At 45.6% G+C, this 13,232-nt stretch carries 15 protein-coding genes and 1 other RNA gene; 6 read left to right on the forward strand and 10 right to left on the reverse strand.

Annotated features, from left to right (window positions below; genetic code table 11):
- Positions 1–49: 49 nt before the first annotated feature.
- The 4 genes from HGH91_RS24690 to ffs all read right to left on the reverse strand — a co-directional run bounded on the left by HGH91_RS24690 (position 50) and on the right by ffs (position 3,303).
- Positions 50–760: an MIP/aquaporin family protein gene (locus tag HGH91_RS24690; RefSeq protein WP_168741573.1), complete on the reverse strand. Its 711-nt coding sequence runs from the start codon at positions 758–760 to the stop codon at positions 50–52.
- A gap of 35 nt (positions 761–795) precedes the next feature.
- Positions 796–2,289, reverse strand: a complete 1,494-nt coding sequence (glpK, locus tag HGH91_RS24695; protein ID WP_168741574.1) for a glycerol kinase GlpK — start codon at positions 2,287–2,289, stop codon at positions 796–798.
- Between the two features lie 139 nt (positions 2,290–2,428).
- On the reverse strand, positions 2,429–3,079 hold the full coding sequence (gene fsa / locus HGH91_RS24700) for a fructose-6-phosphate aldolase (protein ID WP_168741575.1): 651 nt from the start codon (positions 3,077–3,079) through the stop codon (positions 2,429–2,431).
- 124 nt (positions 3,080–3,203) lie between these two features.
- Positions 3,204–3,303, reverse strand: an RNA gene (gene ffs, locus HGH91_RS24705) — signal recognition particle sRNA small type.
- A gap of 195 nt (positions 3,304–3,498) precedes the next feature.
- Between ffs and HGH91_RS24710 the strand changes: the two genes are divergently transcribed.
- Positions 3,499–3,936: a DUF5684 domain-containing protein gene (locus HGH91_RS24710; protein WP_247651838.1), complete on the forward strand. Its 438-nt coding sequence runs from the start codon at positions 3,499–3,501 to the stop codon at positions 3,934–3,936.
- Positions 3,937–3,985: 49 nt separating this feature from the next.
- Here HGH91_RS24710 and HGH91_RS24715 read toward each other — a convergent pair whose 3' ends face one another.
- Complete coding sequence (locus HGH91_RS24715; RefSeq protein WP_168741576.1) at positions 3,986–4,663, reverse strand: RDD family protein; 678 nt, start codon at positions 4,661–4,663, stop codon at positions 3,986–3,988.
- A gap of 211 nt (positions 4,664–4,874) precedes the next feature.
- Between HGH91_RS24715 and HGH91_RS24720 the strand changes: the two genes are divergently transcribed.
- From HGH91_RS24720 to HGH91_RS24740, 5 genes are read left to right on the forward strand one after another with little or no spacing between them, the layout of a single operon-like run.
- Positions 4,875–5,828 carry a stage II sporulation protein M gene (locus HGH91_RS24720; protein ID WP_247651839.1) on the forward strand — a complete coding sequence of 318 codons (954 nt, stop codon included), beginning with the start codon at positions 4,875–4,877 and terminating at the stop codon, positions 5,826–5,828.
- Positions 5,825–6,601, forward strand: a complete 777-nt coding sequence (locus HGH91_RS24725; protein WP_168741578.1) for a DUF4129 domain-containing protein — start codon at positions 5,825–5,827, stop codon at positions 6,599–6,601. Before HGH91_RS24720 ends, HGH91_RS24725 begins: the two co-directional genes overlap by 4 nt.
- Positions 6,598–7,827, forward strand: a complete 1,230-nt coding sequence (locus HGH91_RS24730; RefSeq protein WP_168741579.1) for a DUF4350 domain-containing protein — start codon at positions 6,598–6,600, stop codon at positions 7,825–7,827. Before HGH91_RS24725 ends, HGH91_RS24730 begins: the two co-directional genes overlap by 4 nt.
- Complete coding sequence (locus HGH91_RS24735) at positions 7,827–8,807, forward strand: AAA family ATPase (protein WP_168741580.1); 981 nt, start codon at positions 7,827–7,829, stop codon at positions 8,805–8,807. Before HGH91_RS24730 ends, HGH91_RS24735 begins: the two co-directional genes overlap by 1 nt.
- 20 nt (positions 8,808–8,827) lie before the next feature.
- Positions 8,828–10,180 carry a DUF58 domain-containing protein gene (locus HGH91_RS24740; protein WP_168741581.1) on the forward strand — a complete coding sequence of 451 codons (1,353 nt, stop codon included), beginning with the start codon at positions 8,828–8,830 and terminating at the stop codon, positions 10,178–10,180.
- On the opposite strand, the gene HGH91_RS24745 is transcribed toward HGH91_RS24740, so the two are convergent.
- From HGH91_RS24745 to gatC, 5 genes are all read right to left on the reverse strand, one after another.
- The gene (locus tag HGH91_RS24745) at positions 10,181–10,876 is read right to left on the reverse strand and encodes a hypothetical protein (RefSeq protein WP_168741582.1); all 696 of its coding nucleotides are present in this window, start codon (positions 10,874–10,876) and stop codon (positions 10,181–10,183) included.
- Between the two features lie 57 nt (positions 10,877–10,933).
- Entirely contained in the window at positions 10,934–11,524 is a 591-nt protein-coding gene (locus HGH91_RS24750; protein ID WP_168741583.1) for a riboflavin synthase, read from the reverse strand.
- A 21-nt stretch (positions 11,525–11,545) separates the two neighbouring features.
- On the reverse strand, positions 11,546–12,106 hold the full coding sequence (locus HGH91_RS24755) for a cob(I)yrinic acid a,c-diamide adenosyltransferase (protein ID WP_168741584.1): 561 nt from the start codon (positions 12,104–12,106) through the stop codon (positions 11,546–11,548).
- 66 nt (positions 12,107–12,172) lie between these two features.
- Positions 12,173–12,877, reverse strand: a complete 705-nt coding sequence (locus tag HGH91_RS24760; RefSeq protein WP_168741585.1) for an ABC transporter ATP-binding protein — start codon at positions 12,875–12,877, stop codon at positions 12,173–12,175.
- Between the two features lie 5 nt (positions 12,878–12,882).
- Complete coding sequence (gene gatC, locus HGH91_RS24765) at positions 12,883–13,173, reverse strand: Asp-tRNA(Asn)/Glu-tRNA(Gln) amidotransferase subunit GatC (RefSeq protein ID WP_168741586.1); 291 nt, start codon at positions 13,171–13,173, stop codon at positions 12,883–12,885.
- Positions 13,174–13,232: the final 59 nt, after the last annotated feature.

The following is a 13,232-nucleotide window of genomic DNA, read 5'->3' on the forward strand; positions in this document are numbered from 1 at the left end:
TTGCTGCTTATATTCCTTTGCATAAATTTTTTATTCTTTGCATGAATCTTTATTGCAGGCAGTACTTGTATAAAAGGGCAGCGGCAGCTGCGCCGGTGAGCGGTCCGAGGATGGGAATCCAGGCATAACTCCAATCGCTGTCGCGTTTCCCCGGAATGGGGAGGAGAAAGTGCATCAATCGCGGACCGAAATCTCTTGCCGGGTTGATGGCATAGCCGGTGGGGCCGCCGAGCGACAGGCCAATGGCTAGTACTACCAATCCCGCCGGTAAGGCATCCAGAGCGCCCAGGCCTACCGTAGGACCGGTAATAAAGCAGAGGGCGAGAATAAATACCAGGGTAGCCAGGAATTCTGTAAGGAAATTGTACTTGCTGTTGCGGATAGCAGGAATGGTGCAAAATACGCCCAGTTTGGTATCAGCATCGGTGGTGGCATCAAAATGCTGTTTGTAGCAAAACCATACCAGCAGCGCACCCAGCATGGCGCCGGCTACCTGTGCCGCTATATATCCTGGTACCTGCTCCCAGGGAAATTTTCCCTGTAGCGCCTGCGAAAAAGTAACCGCCGGATTCAGGTGAGCGCCGCTATATTTGGCAGTGGCATATACGCCTACAAATACGGCCATACCCCATCCCAGGGTGATCACAATCCATCCGCCCTGGTTGCCTTTTGACTTGTTGAGTATGACACTCGCTACCACTCCATCTCCCAAAACGATTAAAAATGCGGTGCCTATAATTTCAGCTAAGTAAGGTGACATATGTTGTAAAAGGTGTTTATAAACGTGGAAAATAATTATTCTTCTGTCCATGCCTGGGCCGCGCGAATGGCCCGTTTCCATTCTCCACACAGGCGCTTGCTTTCTGCCGCTTCCATAGTGGCGTCGAAGGTGGCGTCGATCTTCCATTGTTTGGCAATGGTTTCAATGCTGTCCCAATAGCCAACGGCCAAACCTGCCAGGTAAGCCGCGCCCAGCGCCGTAGTTTCAGTGATGGTAGGGCGTACTACGCGTACATGCACGATATCTGCCTGGAATTGCATGAGGAGGTTATTCTTTGTAGCGCCGCCATCCACACGTATTTCTGTGATAGGCATGCCGGCATCTGCTTCCATGGCCCTTAATACATCCATGGTTTGAAAAGCAATACTGTCGAGCGCGGCGCGGGCAATATGTGCTGCTGTAGAGCCACGGGTGAGCCCCACCATAGTCCCCCTTGCATATTGGTTCCAATAAGGAGCCCCCAGTCCGGCAAAGGCTGGCACCAGGTAAACCCCATCGCTGTGAGGCACTGTGGCAGCGAGGTTTTCCACATCGGCGGAGTGCCGGATGATTCCCAATCCATCGCGGAGCCATTGTACTACAGCGCCCCCGATGAAGATGCTTCCTTCCAGGGCGTAACTGGTTTTACCATTGATTTGCCAGGCAACGGTAGTGAGGAGATTATTCTTAGAAGGAATAGGTTGGTCGCCGGTGTTTAACACCATAAAACAACCGGTACCATAAGTGTTTTTAATCATACCGGGTTGCGTACAGAGCTGTCCGAACAGGGCGGCTTGCTGATCGCCGGCAATGCCGGCGATAGGAATGCGGTAGGGGGTAAGCGTAGCTTCAGAATAGCCATATACCTCGCTGGATTGTTTTACTTCCGGGAGCATAGCGGCAGGAATATCAAAGAGCGCCAGTAGTTCTGCATCCCACTTCATATCGTGGATGTTGAACAAAAGTGTACGGGAGGCGTTGCTTACATCGGTGATGTGCAATTTGCCGTTAGAGAAATTCCAAACCAGCCAGCTATCCACTGTACCAAATGCCAGTTCACCGTTTTCAGCTTTCTGGCGGGCATCGGGCACATTGTCGAGTATCCATTTTATTTTGGTGCCAGAAAAATAAGCATCGAGGCGAAGGCCTGTTTTGTCTTTTACGAGCTGTTCTTTGCCTTCTTTTATAAGCGTGTCGCAGTAGTCGGCGGTACGGCGATCCTGCCATACGATGGCGTTATGAATGGGTTTGCCGGTTTTGCGGTCCCATATAATGGTGGTTTCCCGCTGGTTGGTGATGCCTATGGCCGCAATGTTTTCGCCGGTTAACCGTGCTTTCAGAATTACTTCGGCAGCTACGCTGGCCTGGGTAGTCCATATTTCCATCGCATCGTGCTCTACCCAGCCAGGCTGGGGAAATATTTGTTTGAACTCTTTCTGGGCAACGGCTTTAATACTGCCATCATGGTCAAAAATAATGGCGCGGGAGCTGGTGGTTCCCTGGTCGAGCGAAAGGATATATTTTCCCATAAGGCTTTCTGTTGTATATGCTTGTACGTGGATATATTATTTGCTGAATTTAAAAAATATATTTAAAAATTTTAAGTAAAAAAAATCCCCGGCGCAATTACTGCACCGGGGATACACCATCTAAAAAATATCGTAAAGATTACATTTTCTTGGCATCTTCCAGGAACTTAGCCAGCCCGATATCGGTTAACGGGTGTTTCAGCAAGCCCAGGATAGAGTCTAACGGACAGGTACAAACGTCTGCACCTGCTTCTGCACATTTCACAATGTGGAGTGCGCTACGGATAGAAGCGGCGAGGATTTCTGTTTTATAACCCTGTAAGCTGTAGATCTGAGCAATCTGAGCGATCAGTTCCACGCCATCCCAGTTGGTATCGTCAATGCGACCAATAAAAGGAGATACATAAGCAGCACCCGCTTTAGCCGCCAGGATAGCCTGACCGGCAGAGAATACGAGGGTACAGTTAGTTCTGATTCCGTTGTCGGTAAACCATTTGATAGCTTTTACACCATCTTTTATCATAGGCACTTTCACCACGATATTGGGGTGAATAGCTGCCAGTTTTTTACCTTCTTCAATAATTGACTGAAAATCTGTAGAGAATACTTCTGCACTTACATCACCATCTACTATCTCGCAGATATCTTCGTAATGTTTGATAATAGCAGCTTCGCCTTTGATGCCTTCTTTAGCCATCAGAGAAGGGTTGGTGGTTACACCATCCAGAACGCCAAGATCGTGGGCTTCCTTTATTTGCGCCAGGTTAGCCGTATCGATAAAGAATTTCATACTATGATAAATTAGTTGTCAGGAAATGAACCTTTTGCGGAGTATGCTGTCATTAGTGGAGGAAGTGGAGAAAATAGCAACCAGATACTATTGACGAGCAACTAATGACAATAAAAAAAGAAAAAAAAGGCAAGTTACTTATATCGCACCGCTACAACCACCTACCCTTGCTACATTCCTGTCCTGGGGGAGTTCAGTAGGAGCTGGTCGTATAAGACTTGCCGGTTGCAAAGGTAATATAATGTGTTGAATCTCCAAATATTAGCCGGTAGAAAGTTTAATTTTTTTTTAAAAGGGTGTATTCGCTGTTTCTTTTCTTGTTAAATCCGACCCTTTTATCAATTCATATTATATATCATATAAATAGCAAGTGAACCACTGATTTTATTTCTTAATCCTAAAAAAACAATAAACATTTTATGGAAACTACGTATGAAAGTCAAAATGCATTCGGAGCCATTTTCGGCGGCGCTTTTCTCATGTTCTGGCTGGTAGTCAGCGTATTCATGATTGTCTGTATGTGGAAAATTTTTACCAAAGCCGGCCAGGAAGGATGGAAAGCAATTATCCCCATCTACAACCTGTACGTATTGACGCAGATTGTTGGGAAACCAGGGTGGTGGCTGCTCCTTTTCCTCATTCCTGGTGTAAACTTCGTGATTGCTATCTGGCTAACCAACCTGCTCAGTAAGAGCTTTGGGAAATCGGAAGGGTTTACTATCGGCCTGATCTTCCTGGGCATTGTTTTCTACCCCATCCTGGCATTCGATCGCACCATCACGTATAAAGGCCCTGCCGGCGATCCTACCCGTAGTATAACAGGTGACCTGAGTTCCATTGGCCAAAAGCTGCAATAGATAATACTTCTAATAAGAAAGCGAATGATGTTAGTCATTCGCTTTCTTATTAGTGCTCCTTCGTTGTATAATAATTATAATCGTTCAATACCGTTTCCAGGAAATGTGTATCGGAGAGTGCTGTTTCTATATGTAATACCTCCTTTACCCGGTGAGCCACCCTGGAGGCCAGCACGTCATCATTCGCTTTCAACGCACGATCCAGCAGGTCCTTCACTTTGTTCATATCCCGGTCGCTCAGTTTCATAATCTGCGGAAACTGGGGTTGATAGTCTGTATTTGACATATCCCGGAAGATGGTGTCTTCAATGCTGCCTTTTCTCTTGGTACTAATCACAATGGTACCTGCTACAATATCTCCCAGCCGTTGATTGTAAGGGGTACGCACAATGGCTACCGTAGGCACAATCACCGGCACCAACGCAAAAGCGCCCAGGGGCGATTCCACCAACCGGAATATCCACCTGATCAGGTGCTGGCTTATGCTGGGTGGATTACCCATCATACTGACTACCTGTAACTGGGTGATCTTTTTTCCGGGTGTTTTCCCATGCATACTGATTTCCATAATAGGAAAATAGAGTACTACCGGGAATAGCACCAGGAGAAAAAACAGTACGTCAAAGCCCGACCAATTTGGACGGAAAGACAACAACGCCATATATACTACCAGTATATAACCGGCGCGTATGGCAAAATCGATCAGCCAGGCTAAAAACCTTTTCATGATGTCCGCCGACTCAAATTCAAGGTCTATATTAAAGGAAGTTGGTATTTTTATATCGGCCATATTCAAATTTACATATTTGTTTATATTTTGTTGAACGATTTAGTATGTTTGCTGGTATTCCCCATTAGTAGCCTATTACTGTAGGTAATATCTGTATTTAAAGTGAAGAAAACTCATTATGAGAGAATCGCTGTTTATCAAAAAAAATTTGTCCCGATGGAAACAGTACCAGGAGGAACCCACAGATGACCCTGATGAAATGGCGGAAAGATTTGTGTCTGTATTGGATGACCTGTCTTACGCCAAGACTTTTTATAGCTTCAGTAAAGTAACCCGTTATATCAATGGGCTCGCAGCGGCTATTTACCAGGGTATTTACCGCCATCGCCGCGAAGATGTAGGCCGGTTCCAGCTATTCTTTAAATATGAGCTGCCGCTGTTATTTCGCCGGTATCATCGCTTATTATTATTCACCTTATGCTTCTTTGTGCTTTTTGCCGCCATCGGTGCTTTTTCATCGGCGCACGATGAAACTTTTGTCCGTGGCGTACTGGGAGATGAGTATGTAAATATGACGGAGCGGAATATTGCGAACAACGACCCGTTTGGCGTATATAAAGACAACAACCCGGTAGTAATGTTTCTCAGTATTGCCTTTAATAATATTTACGTGGCCTTTTCCTGTTTTGTTGGAGGCATTTTTTTAGGCGTATATACTTTATACCTGCTGCTGACAAATGGGGTGATGCTGGGCGTTTTCCAATACCTGTTTTTTGCACATGGCCTTGGCTGGAAGTCAGTGCTGGTGATATGGATTCACGGCACGCTGGAAATATCGAGTATCGTAATTGCCGGTTGCGCCGGGTTGATCCTCGCAAAAAGTATATTATTCCCCGGTACCAGGAAAAGATTGGATTCCTTACGAAAGGGAGCAAAAGATGGTATAAAAACCATGGTAACATTAGTTCCTGTATTTATTGTGGCTGCATTCCTGGAAAGCTTTGTAACCCGCCATACTTCAATGCCTTTGACGTTAAGCCTTTCTATCCTCATCGGCTCACTGGCTTTTATATTGGGCTATTTTATTTTTTACCCTATATATCTGCATAAGCAAGGGTATCGCTTAAGTACAGAAGGAAAAGTAATCCCGCCGGTATTATGAGTAAGCATTTCCTGATTAAAAGCTGTTTGCTGTTCCTGCTTTGTTTACCATTGCAGGGCAAGGCACAATACGATAGTACTGTTAACGCGGCGCGCGCAGAGGTGCCGGATACCGTTGATCCTTCTATAATGAGTGATACAGCCGCGGGGCAATATGTAGATGAACCGGTTGTTTATCAGCGGAGACAAGTAGCGGCATCTTCTGTCAACGAATTAAAGGCGGATAAATGGCTCCAGTACCACGACCCCAAAGCAGCACCTCCCAGAGCCGCTCCCTGGTTTATACAGATACTGGAAACGCTGTTTCGCGTTATATCTGCAGGCCGATATATTATTATGGGTTTATTGCTATTGGGGCTGGCCTATCTTATTTTCCGCTTTATGCAAAGCAACGGCCTGAGTATATTCAGGAAGCCTGCGCCTAAAGGCGGCTTACCGGATGCTGCCGATGAGTCGCTGCAGGATGCCGCTGAATATGAAGGGAAAATAAAGGCTGCCATTGCCGCCGGTGATACCAGGCAGGCTATACGCTGGTGGTATCTCTATACTTTATTTCAACTGTCGGAAAAACAATTACTGGTGCTGCTACGCGATAAAACAAACAACGACTACCTGCGTGAGATGAGGAACTCTACGCATTACAAAAAGTTTGCGGCGCTCACACTCGACTATGAATATATCTGGTATGGCGGCTTTAATGTAAGTGAAGCAAATTTCAGGAGTATGAACCAGGAGTTCAGGGATTTTAATAACGCAATTGGAAAAAGCTGGTGAAGAATAAACCTATTTATATTATCGTTGGCATAGTGGTGCTGCTGGCAGCAGTACTGCTGTTTGTGGGCGGAAGCCGCAAAAAGCAGTCGGTGGAGCAATCGACCGATATGAGCTGGTCTACTTTTTCCAGTAAGGATAAAAAAGCCGGAGGTGCTTATGCTGCATTTAAGCTATTACCTCAGTTGTTTGCCTATCATGCTGTACAGGTAGTTACGAAGTCTTTTGCCCGTACTTATAGTAAAGAAAAGGAGTTGGCACATAATGGCAATGTGTATATCCTGGTGTCAGATAATATGTTTACCACAGAAAAAGACATCGATGCTATGTTGCAATATGTAGCTCCTGGTAATGAGTTATTTATTGCAGTCAACAATCCGGATCCGGTCCTGGCCCAGCAATTGAAATTTGCAGTGACGGAAAGTAGTAGTTTCCAGCAACAGCAGGTAGGATGGGTACAGCGTTATACAGACGCGTCTGTTCCTCTGGATACCAGCTTTACCTATAAAGGGATGGTGGCCGGTAATTATTTTTCGTCCATCGACAGTAGTATTACGACAGTGCTGGGCACCAACTATAAAAACAAGCCGAACTTTATACGTGTTGCCTACAGTCGTGGTTATATTTACCTGTTGTTAAACCCGTATACTTTTACCAATTATTTTTTACTGCACCAGCAGAATGTAAACGCATTGGAAACGCAGCTATCCTACCTGAAGGACTACGCCGACAATGTTTACTGGGACGATTTTTATAGCCATCAGCATAGCGCACAGTCGGGCGATTTCAGCGAATGGCAGGTACTGATGCGTTACCCGGCTATGCGTTGGGCATTATGGCTCAGCATTTTGCTGCTGTTACTCTATGTAGTATTTGAGAGTAAACGGCGGCAAAGGATTATTCCTGATAAACCGGCGCTGAACAATACTTCGCTGGAGTTTGTAGATGCCATCGGTCAGCTGTATTATCAACGGCACGACAACCATAACCTGGCGCATAAGATGATTGTTCACCTGTTAGAGTATATACGTTCCCGTTACTACATGGATACCAACGTGCTGAACGAGGAGTTTGTAACCACCTTGTCGAAAAAGTCGGCTATTGCTGAATCGGATATCCGGCTGTTGTTGCAGATGATTAGTCACATACAACTGGAACAGCACGTGAGCGATGAATACCTGCAGGAATTTTATAAACGCATTCAACTGTTTTATTTAAATACAAAATAATGGACATCAATACATTCCAACCCAGGACTGATTTTTCAGCCTTACATGAAGGTGTGGAGGCTATCCGGGAGCAAATAGGAAAAGTAATAGTAGGACAGCATCAAATGGTAGATCTGCTGATTGCAGGATTGCTTACGCAGGGGCATGTGTTGATAGAAGGTGTTCCGGGCGTAGCTAAAACCATGACGGCCAAGCTACTGGCGCAATGCGTGGATGCTGATTTCAGCCGTATTCAGTTTACACCGGATCTGATGCCGGCAGATGTGTTGGGTACATCCGTGTTTAACCCGCAAACCCGGGAGTTTGAATATAAGAAAGGTCCGATATTCGGTAACCTCATATTGATCGATGAGATCAACCGGGCTCCTGCCAAGACGCAGTCGGCCCTGTTTGAAGTGATGGAAGAAAGACAAATTACCAACGATGGGGCTACCTGGGCATTGGACCGGCCATTTATGGTAATAGCTACCCAAAACCCCATTGAGCAGGAGGGAACTTACCGCCTGCCAGAAGCCCAGCTGGATCGTTTTCTTTTCAAAATAGAAGTAAAGTATCCCAACCTGGACGAAGAAGTAGCGGTGTTGCGTAGTATGCATCAGTTCAATGGCGAAACAGATCTTACTAAAATTATCAGTAAGGTGGTGACTACCACCCAGGTCATCGAATACCAGAATATGGTGAGACAGGTGATGGTAGATGATAAGCTGTTTCATTATATCGCTGCTATTATCAATGAAACACGCATGAATTCTTCCCTGTACCTGGGAGCTTCTCCACGTGCGTCCATTGCTGTTATGAACTGTGCCAAAGCGTCAGCAGCAATGAAAAACAGGGATTTTGTCATTCCTGATGATGTGGTGGAAATGGTACCGCACGTATTGCGTCACCGTATTATATTAACGCCGGAAAAGGAAATGGAAGGCATTAAAACAGATGATGTCATTGCGCAGATACTGAAGATGATAGAAATACCGAGATAAGCCAAACGTTAAAAAGAAATATGTCAGCAACCGTAAAAAATAATTTATACCAGGTACTCTTTTTTACTAACCGGTTATACTTGTTGTTAGGCGGAAATATCCTGTTATTTATCATTGCGTTTTTTATTCCGCAGTTGTACAATATTGCTATTGAAGCAGTTATTGTACTGGCGGGATTGCTTTTGCTGGACATGATCTTACTGGTGTTTCGGCCTGTCGATATCGTTTCGCTGGAACGTATTGCCAGCGCGCGTTTCAGCAATGGCGACGACAATGAAGTGTTATTGAAATTCCATAACCGGTATCCCTACCCGGTATTTGTATCGGTGATTGAAGAGTTGCCTTTCCAGTTCCAGGACCGTAACTTCTTGCAGAAAGCGAAGGTAAGTGCGGGCGAACACTATACTTTCCGGTATGTACTAAGGCCGGTGGAAAGAGGCGTGTATAATTTCGGGTACACCAATGTATTTATCAGGAGTGCATTGGGAATGGTAAACAGGCGTTTTGTTTTTAATAATGAGCAAGTAGTCCGTGTGTATCCCAGTTTCCACCAGTTGCGGCATTTTGAATTGTACGGTTATATGAACCGGTTGAATGAACTGGGCGTCCATAAACGGCGGGTGATAGGGCATAGTATGGAGTTTGACCATATTAAGCCTTATACTAAGGGCGACGATGTGCGGATGCTTAACTGGAAAGCATCTGCCCGCAGCGGTAACCTGATGGTGAATAATTATGTAGAAGAGAGGTCCCAACAAGTGTATTCCGTTATTGATAAAGGACGTGCCATGAAGATGCCTTTTAATGGCTTATCCCTGCTGGATTACGCTATTAACGCTTCCCTGGTATTCAGCAATGTGGCGATTAATAAAGGAGATAGGGCCGGCGTAATCACCTTTACAGAAAATAAGGTAGAAACATTGGCTGCCAGTAATAAAAGGGTACAGGTAAATAAGATACTCGAAACGCTCTATTCCCAGGAAACGCATTGGCAGGAGAGTGATTACGAGGCATTAAGTGTACAGCTACGTAGTAATTTATCTACCCGTTCTCTATTAATGTTATATACCAACTTTGAATCTATGTCGAGCCTGCAACGGCAGTTACCGTACCTTCGCCGGCTGGCCCGTTATCATCTTTTACTGGTGGTGTTTTTTGAGAATACGGAGATAAAGAAGGTGACAGAGATGCAGGCCCACGATATGGAAGATATTTATAAGCAGACCATTGCCCAGAAATTTGCCTATGATAAGAAGCTCATCGTAAAAGAGCTGGCGAAGTATGGTATTATGTCATTGTTAAGTACACCGGAACATTTAACCCTGAACGTAGTCAATAAATACCTGGAACTGAAATCCCGTATGTTGATTTGATTATTGTCTTTTCCTCTTTCGGTTATTATTTAATTCCGGCAGGCTTTTTATGATGCCGGCATCATTGTCTGGCGCCTGTTTAACGGGAATAACGGACCGCAGGTACATTTGATTGTTGTGTTTATACCAGGCTTCTACTGTAACTGTTTTAGCAGAATCATTTTTTTCGAGTAGCAGATCTTGCCCGATGATAGTGCCTGTAGAGGCGGCAAACCTGAGGGCGGAGGTGTCCAGGGGCAGCACTTTGCCACTGCTGAACTTTCCTTCCACATTGAGATAGAAACGGATATCGCGTTTAACACTGTCGGCATAATGGTTAAAGCGTATCCCGACGATATGCGGTAAAGTAAGAGTGGTTTGGAGGGGTGAATGATCGTCGGTACTAACGGTGAGGGTAATACGATAATTATCCTTTATCAGCTGAGGCCTGTTAAAATATAGTACGCCATTGCGGATGCTGCCGTTGCTGCTGCTGATATTCAGCTTATTCCAGCGGTAGTTGCCCTGCAGGTAGCCGGCGGTTTGCCGGCTACTGCTATCGCTCATAAAAAATTGAATACCAATGGGCGTAACGTTATAGAGTTCTGTTACTGCATTAGGATCGTAGCTGCCTGTAATTCGCACTACCTGGGCCTGTTGGGCGTTTGCCAGCAGGGATAGGATGCATACAAAGCAGAGCAGGAAAGATTTTAGCATTCTGCTGTGGGCTTTTGTGTTTGAATCAGTATAACGGATCCTGTAAAAGGCCGGGCATTAGTTTCTTACGGCTAATTGCCTGGCAACATATTTCCCGAGAATATCAAATTCCAGGTTTACCAGGTGTCCGGTTTTTATTTTAGATACGTTGGTATGTTCGTAGGTGTATGGAATAATGGCCACAGAAAACTCATCGTTGGATACATCAAAAACAGTGAGACTGATGCCATTCATGCAGATACTCCCTTTGTCTACGATGAGGGCGGCAAATTCCTTCGGATAACGAAAGCGATAGAGCCAACTGCCATCCTGTTCTTTTACCGATATGCATTCGCCTACACTGTCCACATGGCCTTGTACTAGGTGTCCGTCGATGCGGCCGTTAAATACCATGGCTCTTTCCAGGTTAACGAACTGGGTAGGTGCGAGTTGCCCGAGATTGGTTTTTTGCAGGGTTTCAGCTACGGCCACTGTTTCGTAGGTATTGCCCTGTATGCCGGTAACTGTAAGGCAAACACCGTTGTGAGCTACGCTCTGATCTATTTTCAATTCCCCTGCCAGCGGTGTTTGTATGGTGATTAAGAGATTTCCACCTTCTTTTTTAGTGGATACCACTTCTGCTAGTGTTTCTATAATTCCTGTAAACATGAAGCGAATTTAAGGATTTTTCTATACCCGGGGTTTCCAGGGAATTTCATCTACGCCAAGTCTGAATCCTACCCATCTAGCGAGTACGAAAAGGTAGTCGCTGAGGCGGTTGATATATTTCAGTACCAGGGGTTCTATGAACATATCGTGTTCCTGCATGCCTACACAGAGTCGTTCGGTGCGGCGGCAAACGCAGCGGGCAATATGGCAGGTAGATACGGCCACGTGGCCTCCGGGCAGGATGAATGATTTCATGACGGGCAGTTCGTCGTTCATCTGGTCGATACTTTTTTCCAGCAGGGTAATATCGGCCTCGTGCAGGTCTGGTATTTTCAGTTTGGTTTCTTTGTCGGGGTCACAGGCCAGGGCGGAACCAATAGTGAAGAGGCGGTCCTGTATTTCGCGGAGCAGGTTTTTGGTATCCCGATCTGCGATATAGTCATTCACCAGCCCGATGTAGGAGTTGAGTTCGTCCACAGTGCCATAGGCATCGATGCGTACATCACTTTTGGGTACTTTGGTACCGCCTATGAGCGATGTTTTCCCCTTGTCGCCTGTTTTTGTATATATTTTGAAGGACATGTCTGATGGGTATTGTTGTCCTGCAAATTACGAATTACAGCGTTACCGGGGGTGGTAACGGAAAGATTAGAGTACGGCTACTTTTTCGTTGATGCGATCGGATTCTATCACGCCATCGCGGAGGCGGATTACGCGGCGTGCGTGTTCTGCAATATCTTCTTCGTGGGTAACCAGCACCACAGTATTACCGGAGGCGTGGATGTGGCCGAAGATTTCCATGATTTCCACGGAAGTTTTTGAGTCGAGGTTACCGGTAGGTTCATCAGCGAGGATGAGCGAGGGATTATTGACCAGTGCCCGGGCGATGGCCACACGCTGGCATTGTCCGCCGGAAAGCTCATTGGGCTTGTGTTTATAACGTTCTCCCAATCCTACTTTTTTCAACATAGTAATGGCCCGTTCTTCCCTTTCTTTTTTGCTCACGCCAGCATATACCAGTGGAATGGCTACATTTTCGAGGGCGGTGAGCCTGGGCATGAGGTTAAACTGTTGAAACACAAAGCCTATTTCCTTGCCGCGTACGGTGGCCAGGTCGTTGTCTTCCATTTTACTCACATCATGTCCGCTGAGTACGTACTTTCCATCGGTAGGCGTATCGAGGCAGCCGAGTATATTCATCAGGGTCGACTTCCCGGAGCCCGAAGGCCCCATCAGTGCTACATATTCATTCTTGTAAATGTCTAATGACACTCCTTTGAGTACTGGGAGTTCATTTTTCCCGAGAAAATAACTTTTCCTGATTCCTTCCAAATGGATGACGGACTTTTGCATGTGGGTTATTTCTTTATGATTTTCGGTACTTTGAAGTATGCTTCAGTAGCTGCAGGCGCGTTCTGCAGGGCTTCTTCACGGGTAGTAGACGGAATAACCCTGTCTTCCCGGAAAACATTATAATCATCTGTCAGATGAAGCAGGGGCTTCACATGAGTGGTATCCAGTTCGTTCAGCTTTTCCACGAAAGTGATCATCCGCTGCAGTTCTCCACGGATTTCCACTTTTTCCTGGTCGTTAAATTCCAGTCTTGCCAAATCAGCCAGTTGTTGCACCAGCGCTTCGTTCACTTCCATAATCAAATTAAATCAAAAGATAATAAATTATTGCGCCCAAAAAGGATAGCGTTTCAAAA

This window comes from Chitinophaga eiseniae (assembly GCF_012641265.1).
Taxonomy (GTDB): domain Bacteria; phylum Bacteroidota; class Bacteroidia; order Chitinophagales; family Chitinophagaceae; genus Chitinophaga; species Chitinophaga eiseniae_A.

What these genes read in the sequence shown, in the direction of transcription:
- HGH91_RS24740 (WP_168741581.1), top strand. Translation starts at nt 8,828, where the DNA reads ATGTCAGCAACCGTAAAAAATAATTTATACCAGGTACTCTTTTTTACT.
- HGH91_RS24690 (WP_168741573.1), bottom strand. Translation starts at nt 760, where the DNA reads ATGTCACCTTACTTAGCTGAAATTATAGGCACCGCATTTTTAATCGTT.
- HGH91_RS24750 (WP_168741583.1), bottom strand. Translation starts at nt 11,524, where the DNA reads ATGTTTACAGGAATTATAGAAACACTAGCAGAAGTGGTATCCACTAAA.
- fsa (WP_168741575.1), bottom strand. Translation starts at nt 3,079, where the DNA reads ATGAAATTCTTTATCGATACGGCTAACCTGGCGCAAATAAAGGAAGCC.
- HGH91_RS24745 (WP_168741582.1), bottom strand. Translation starts at nt 10,876, where the DNA reads ATGCTAAAATCTTTCCTGCTCTGCTTTGTATGCATCCTATCCCTGCTG.
- HGH91_RS24760 (WP_168741585.1), bottom strand. Translation starts at nt 12,877, where the DNA reads ATGCAAAAGTCCGTCATCCATTTGGAAGGAATCAGGAAAAGTTATTTT.
- HGH91_RS24725 (WP_168741578.1), top strand. Translation starts at nt 5,825, where the DNA reads ATGAGTAAGCATTTCCTGATTAAAAGCTGTTTGCTGTTCCTGCTTTGT.
- glpK (WP_168741574.1), bottom strand. Translation starts at nt 2,289, where the DNA reads ATGGGAAAATATATCCTTTCGCTCGACCAGGGAACCACCAGCTCCCGC.
- HGH91_RS24710 (WP_247651838.1), top strand. Translation starts at nt 3,499, where the DNA reads ATGGAAACTACGTATGAAAGTCAAAATGCATTCGGAGCCATTTTCGGC.
- gatC (WP_168741586.1), bottom strand. Translation starts at nt 13,173, where the DNA reads ATGGAAGTGAACGAAGCGCTGGTGCAACAACTGGCTGATTTGGCAAGA.
- HGH91_RS24755 (WP_168741584.1), bottom strand. Translation starts at nt 12,106, where the DNA reads ATGTCCTTCAAAATATATACAAAAACAGGCGACAAGGGGAAAACATCG.
- HGH91_RS24715 (WP_168741576.1), bottom strand. Translation starts at nt 4,663, where the DNA reads ATGAAAAGGTTTTTAGCCTGGCTGATCGATTTTGCCATACGCGCCGGT.
- HGH91_RS24735 (WP_168741580.1), top strand. Translation starts at nt 7,827, where the DNA reads ATGGACATCAATACATTCCAACCCAGGACTGATTTTTCAGCCTTACAT.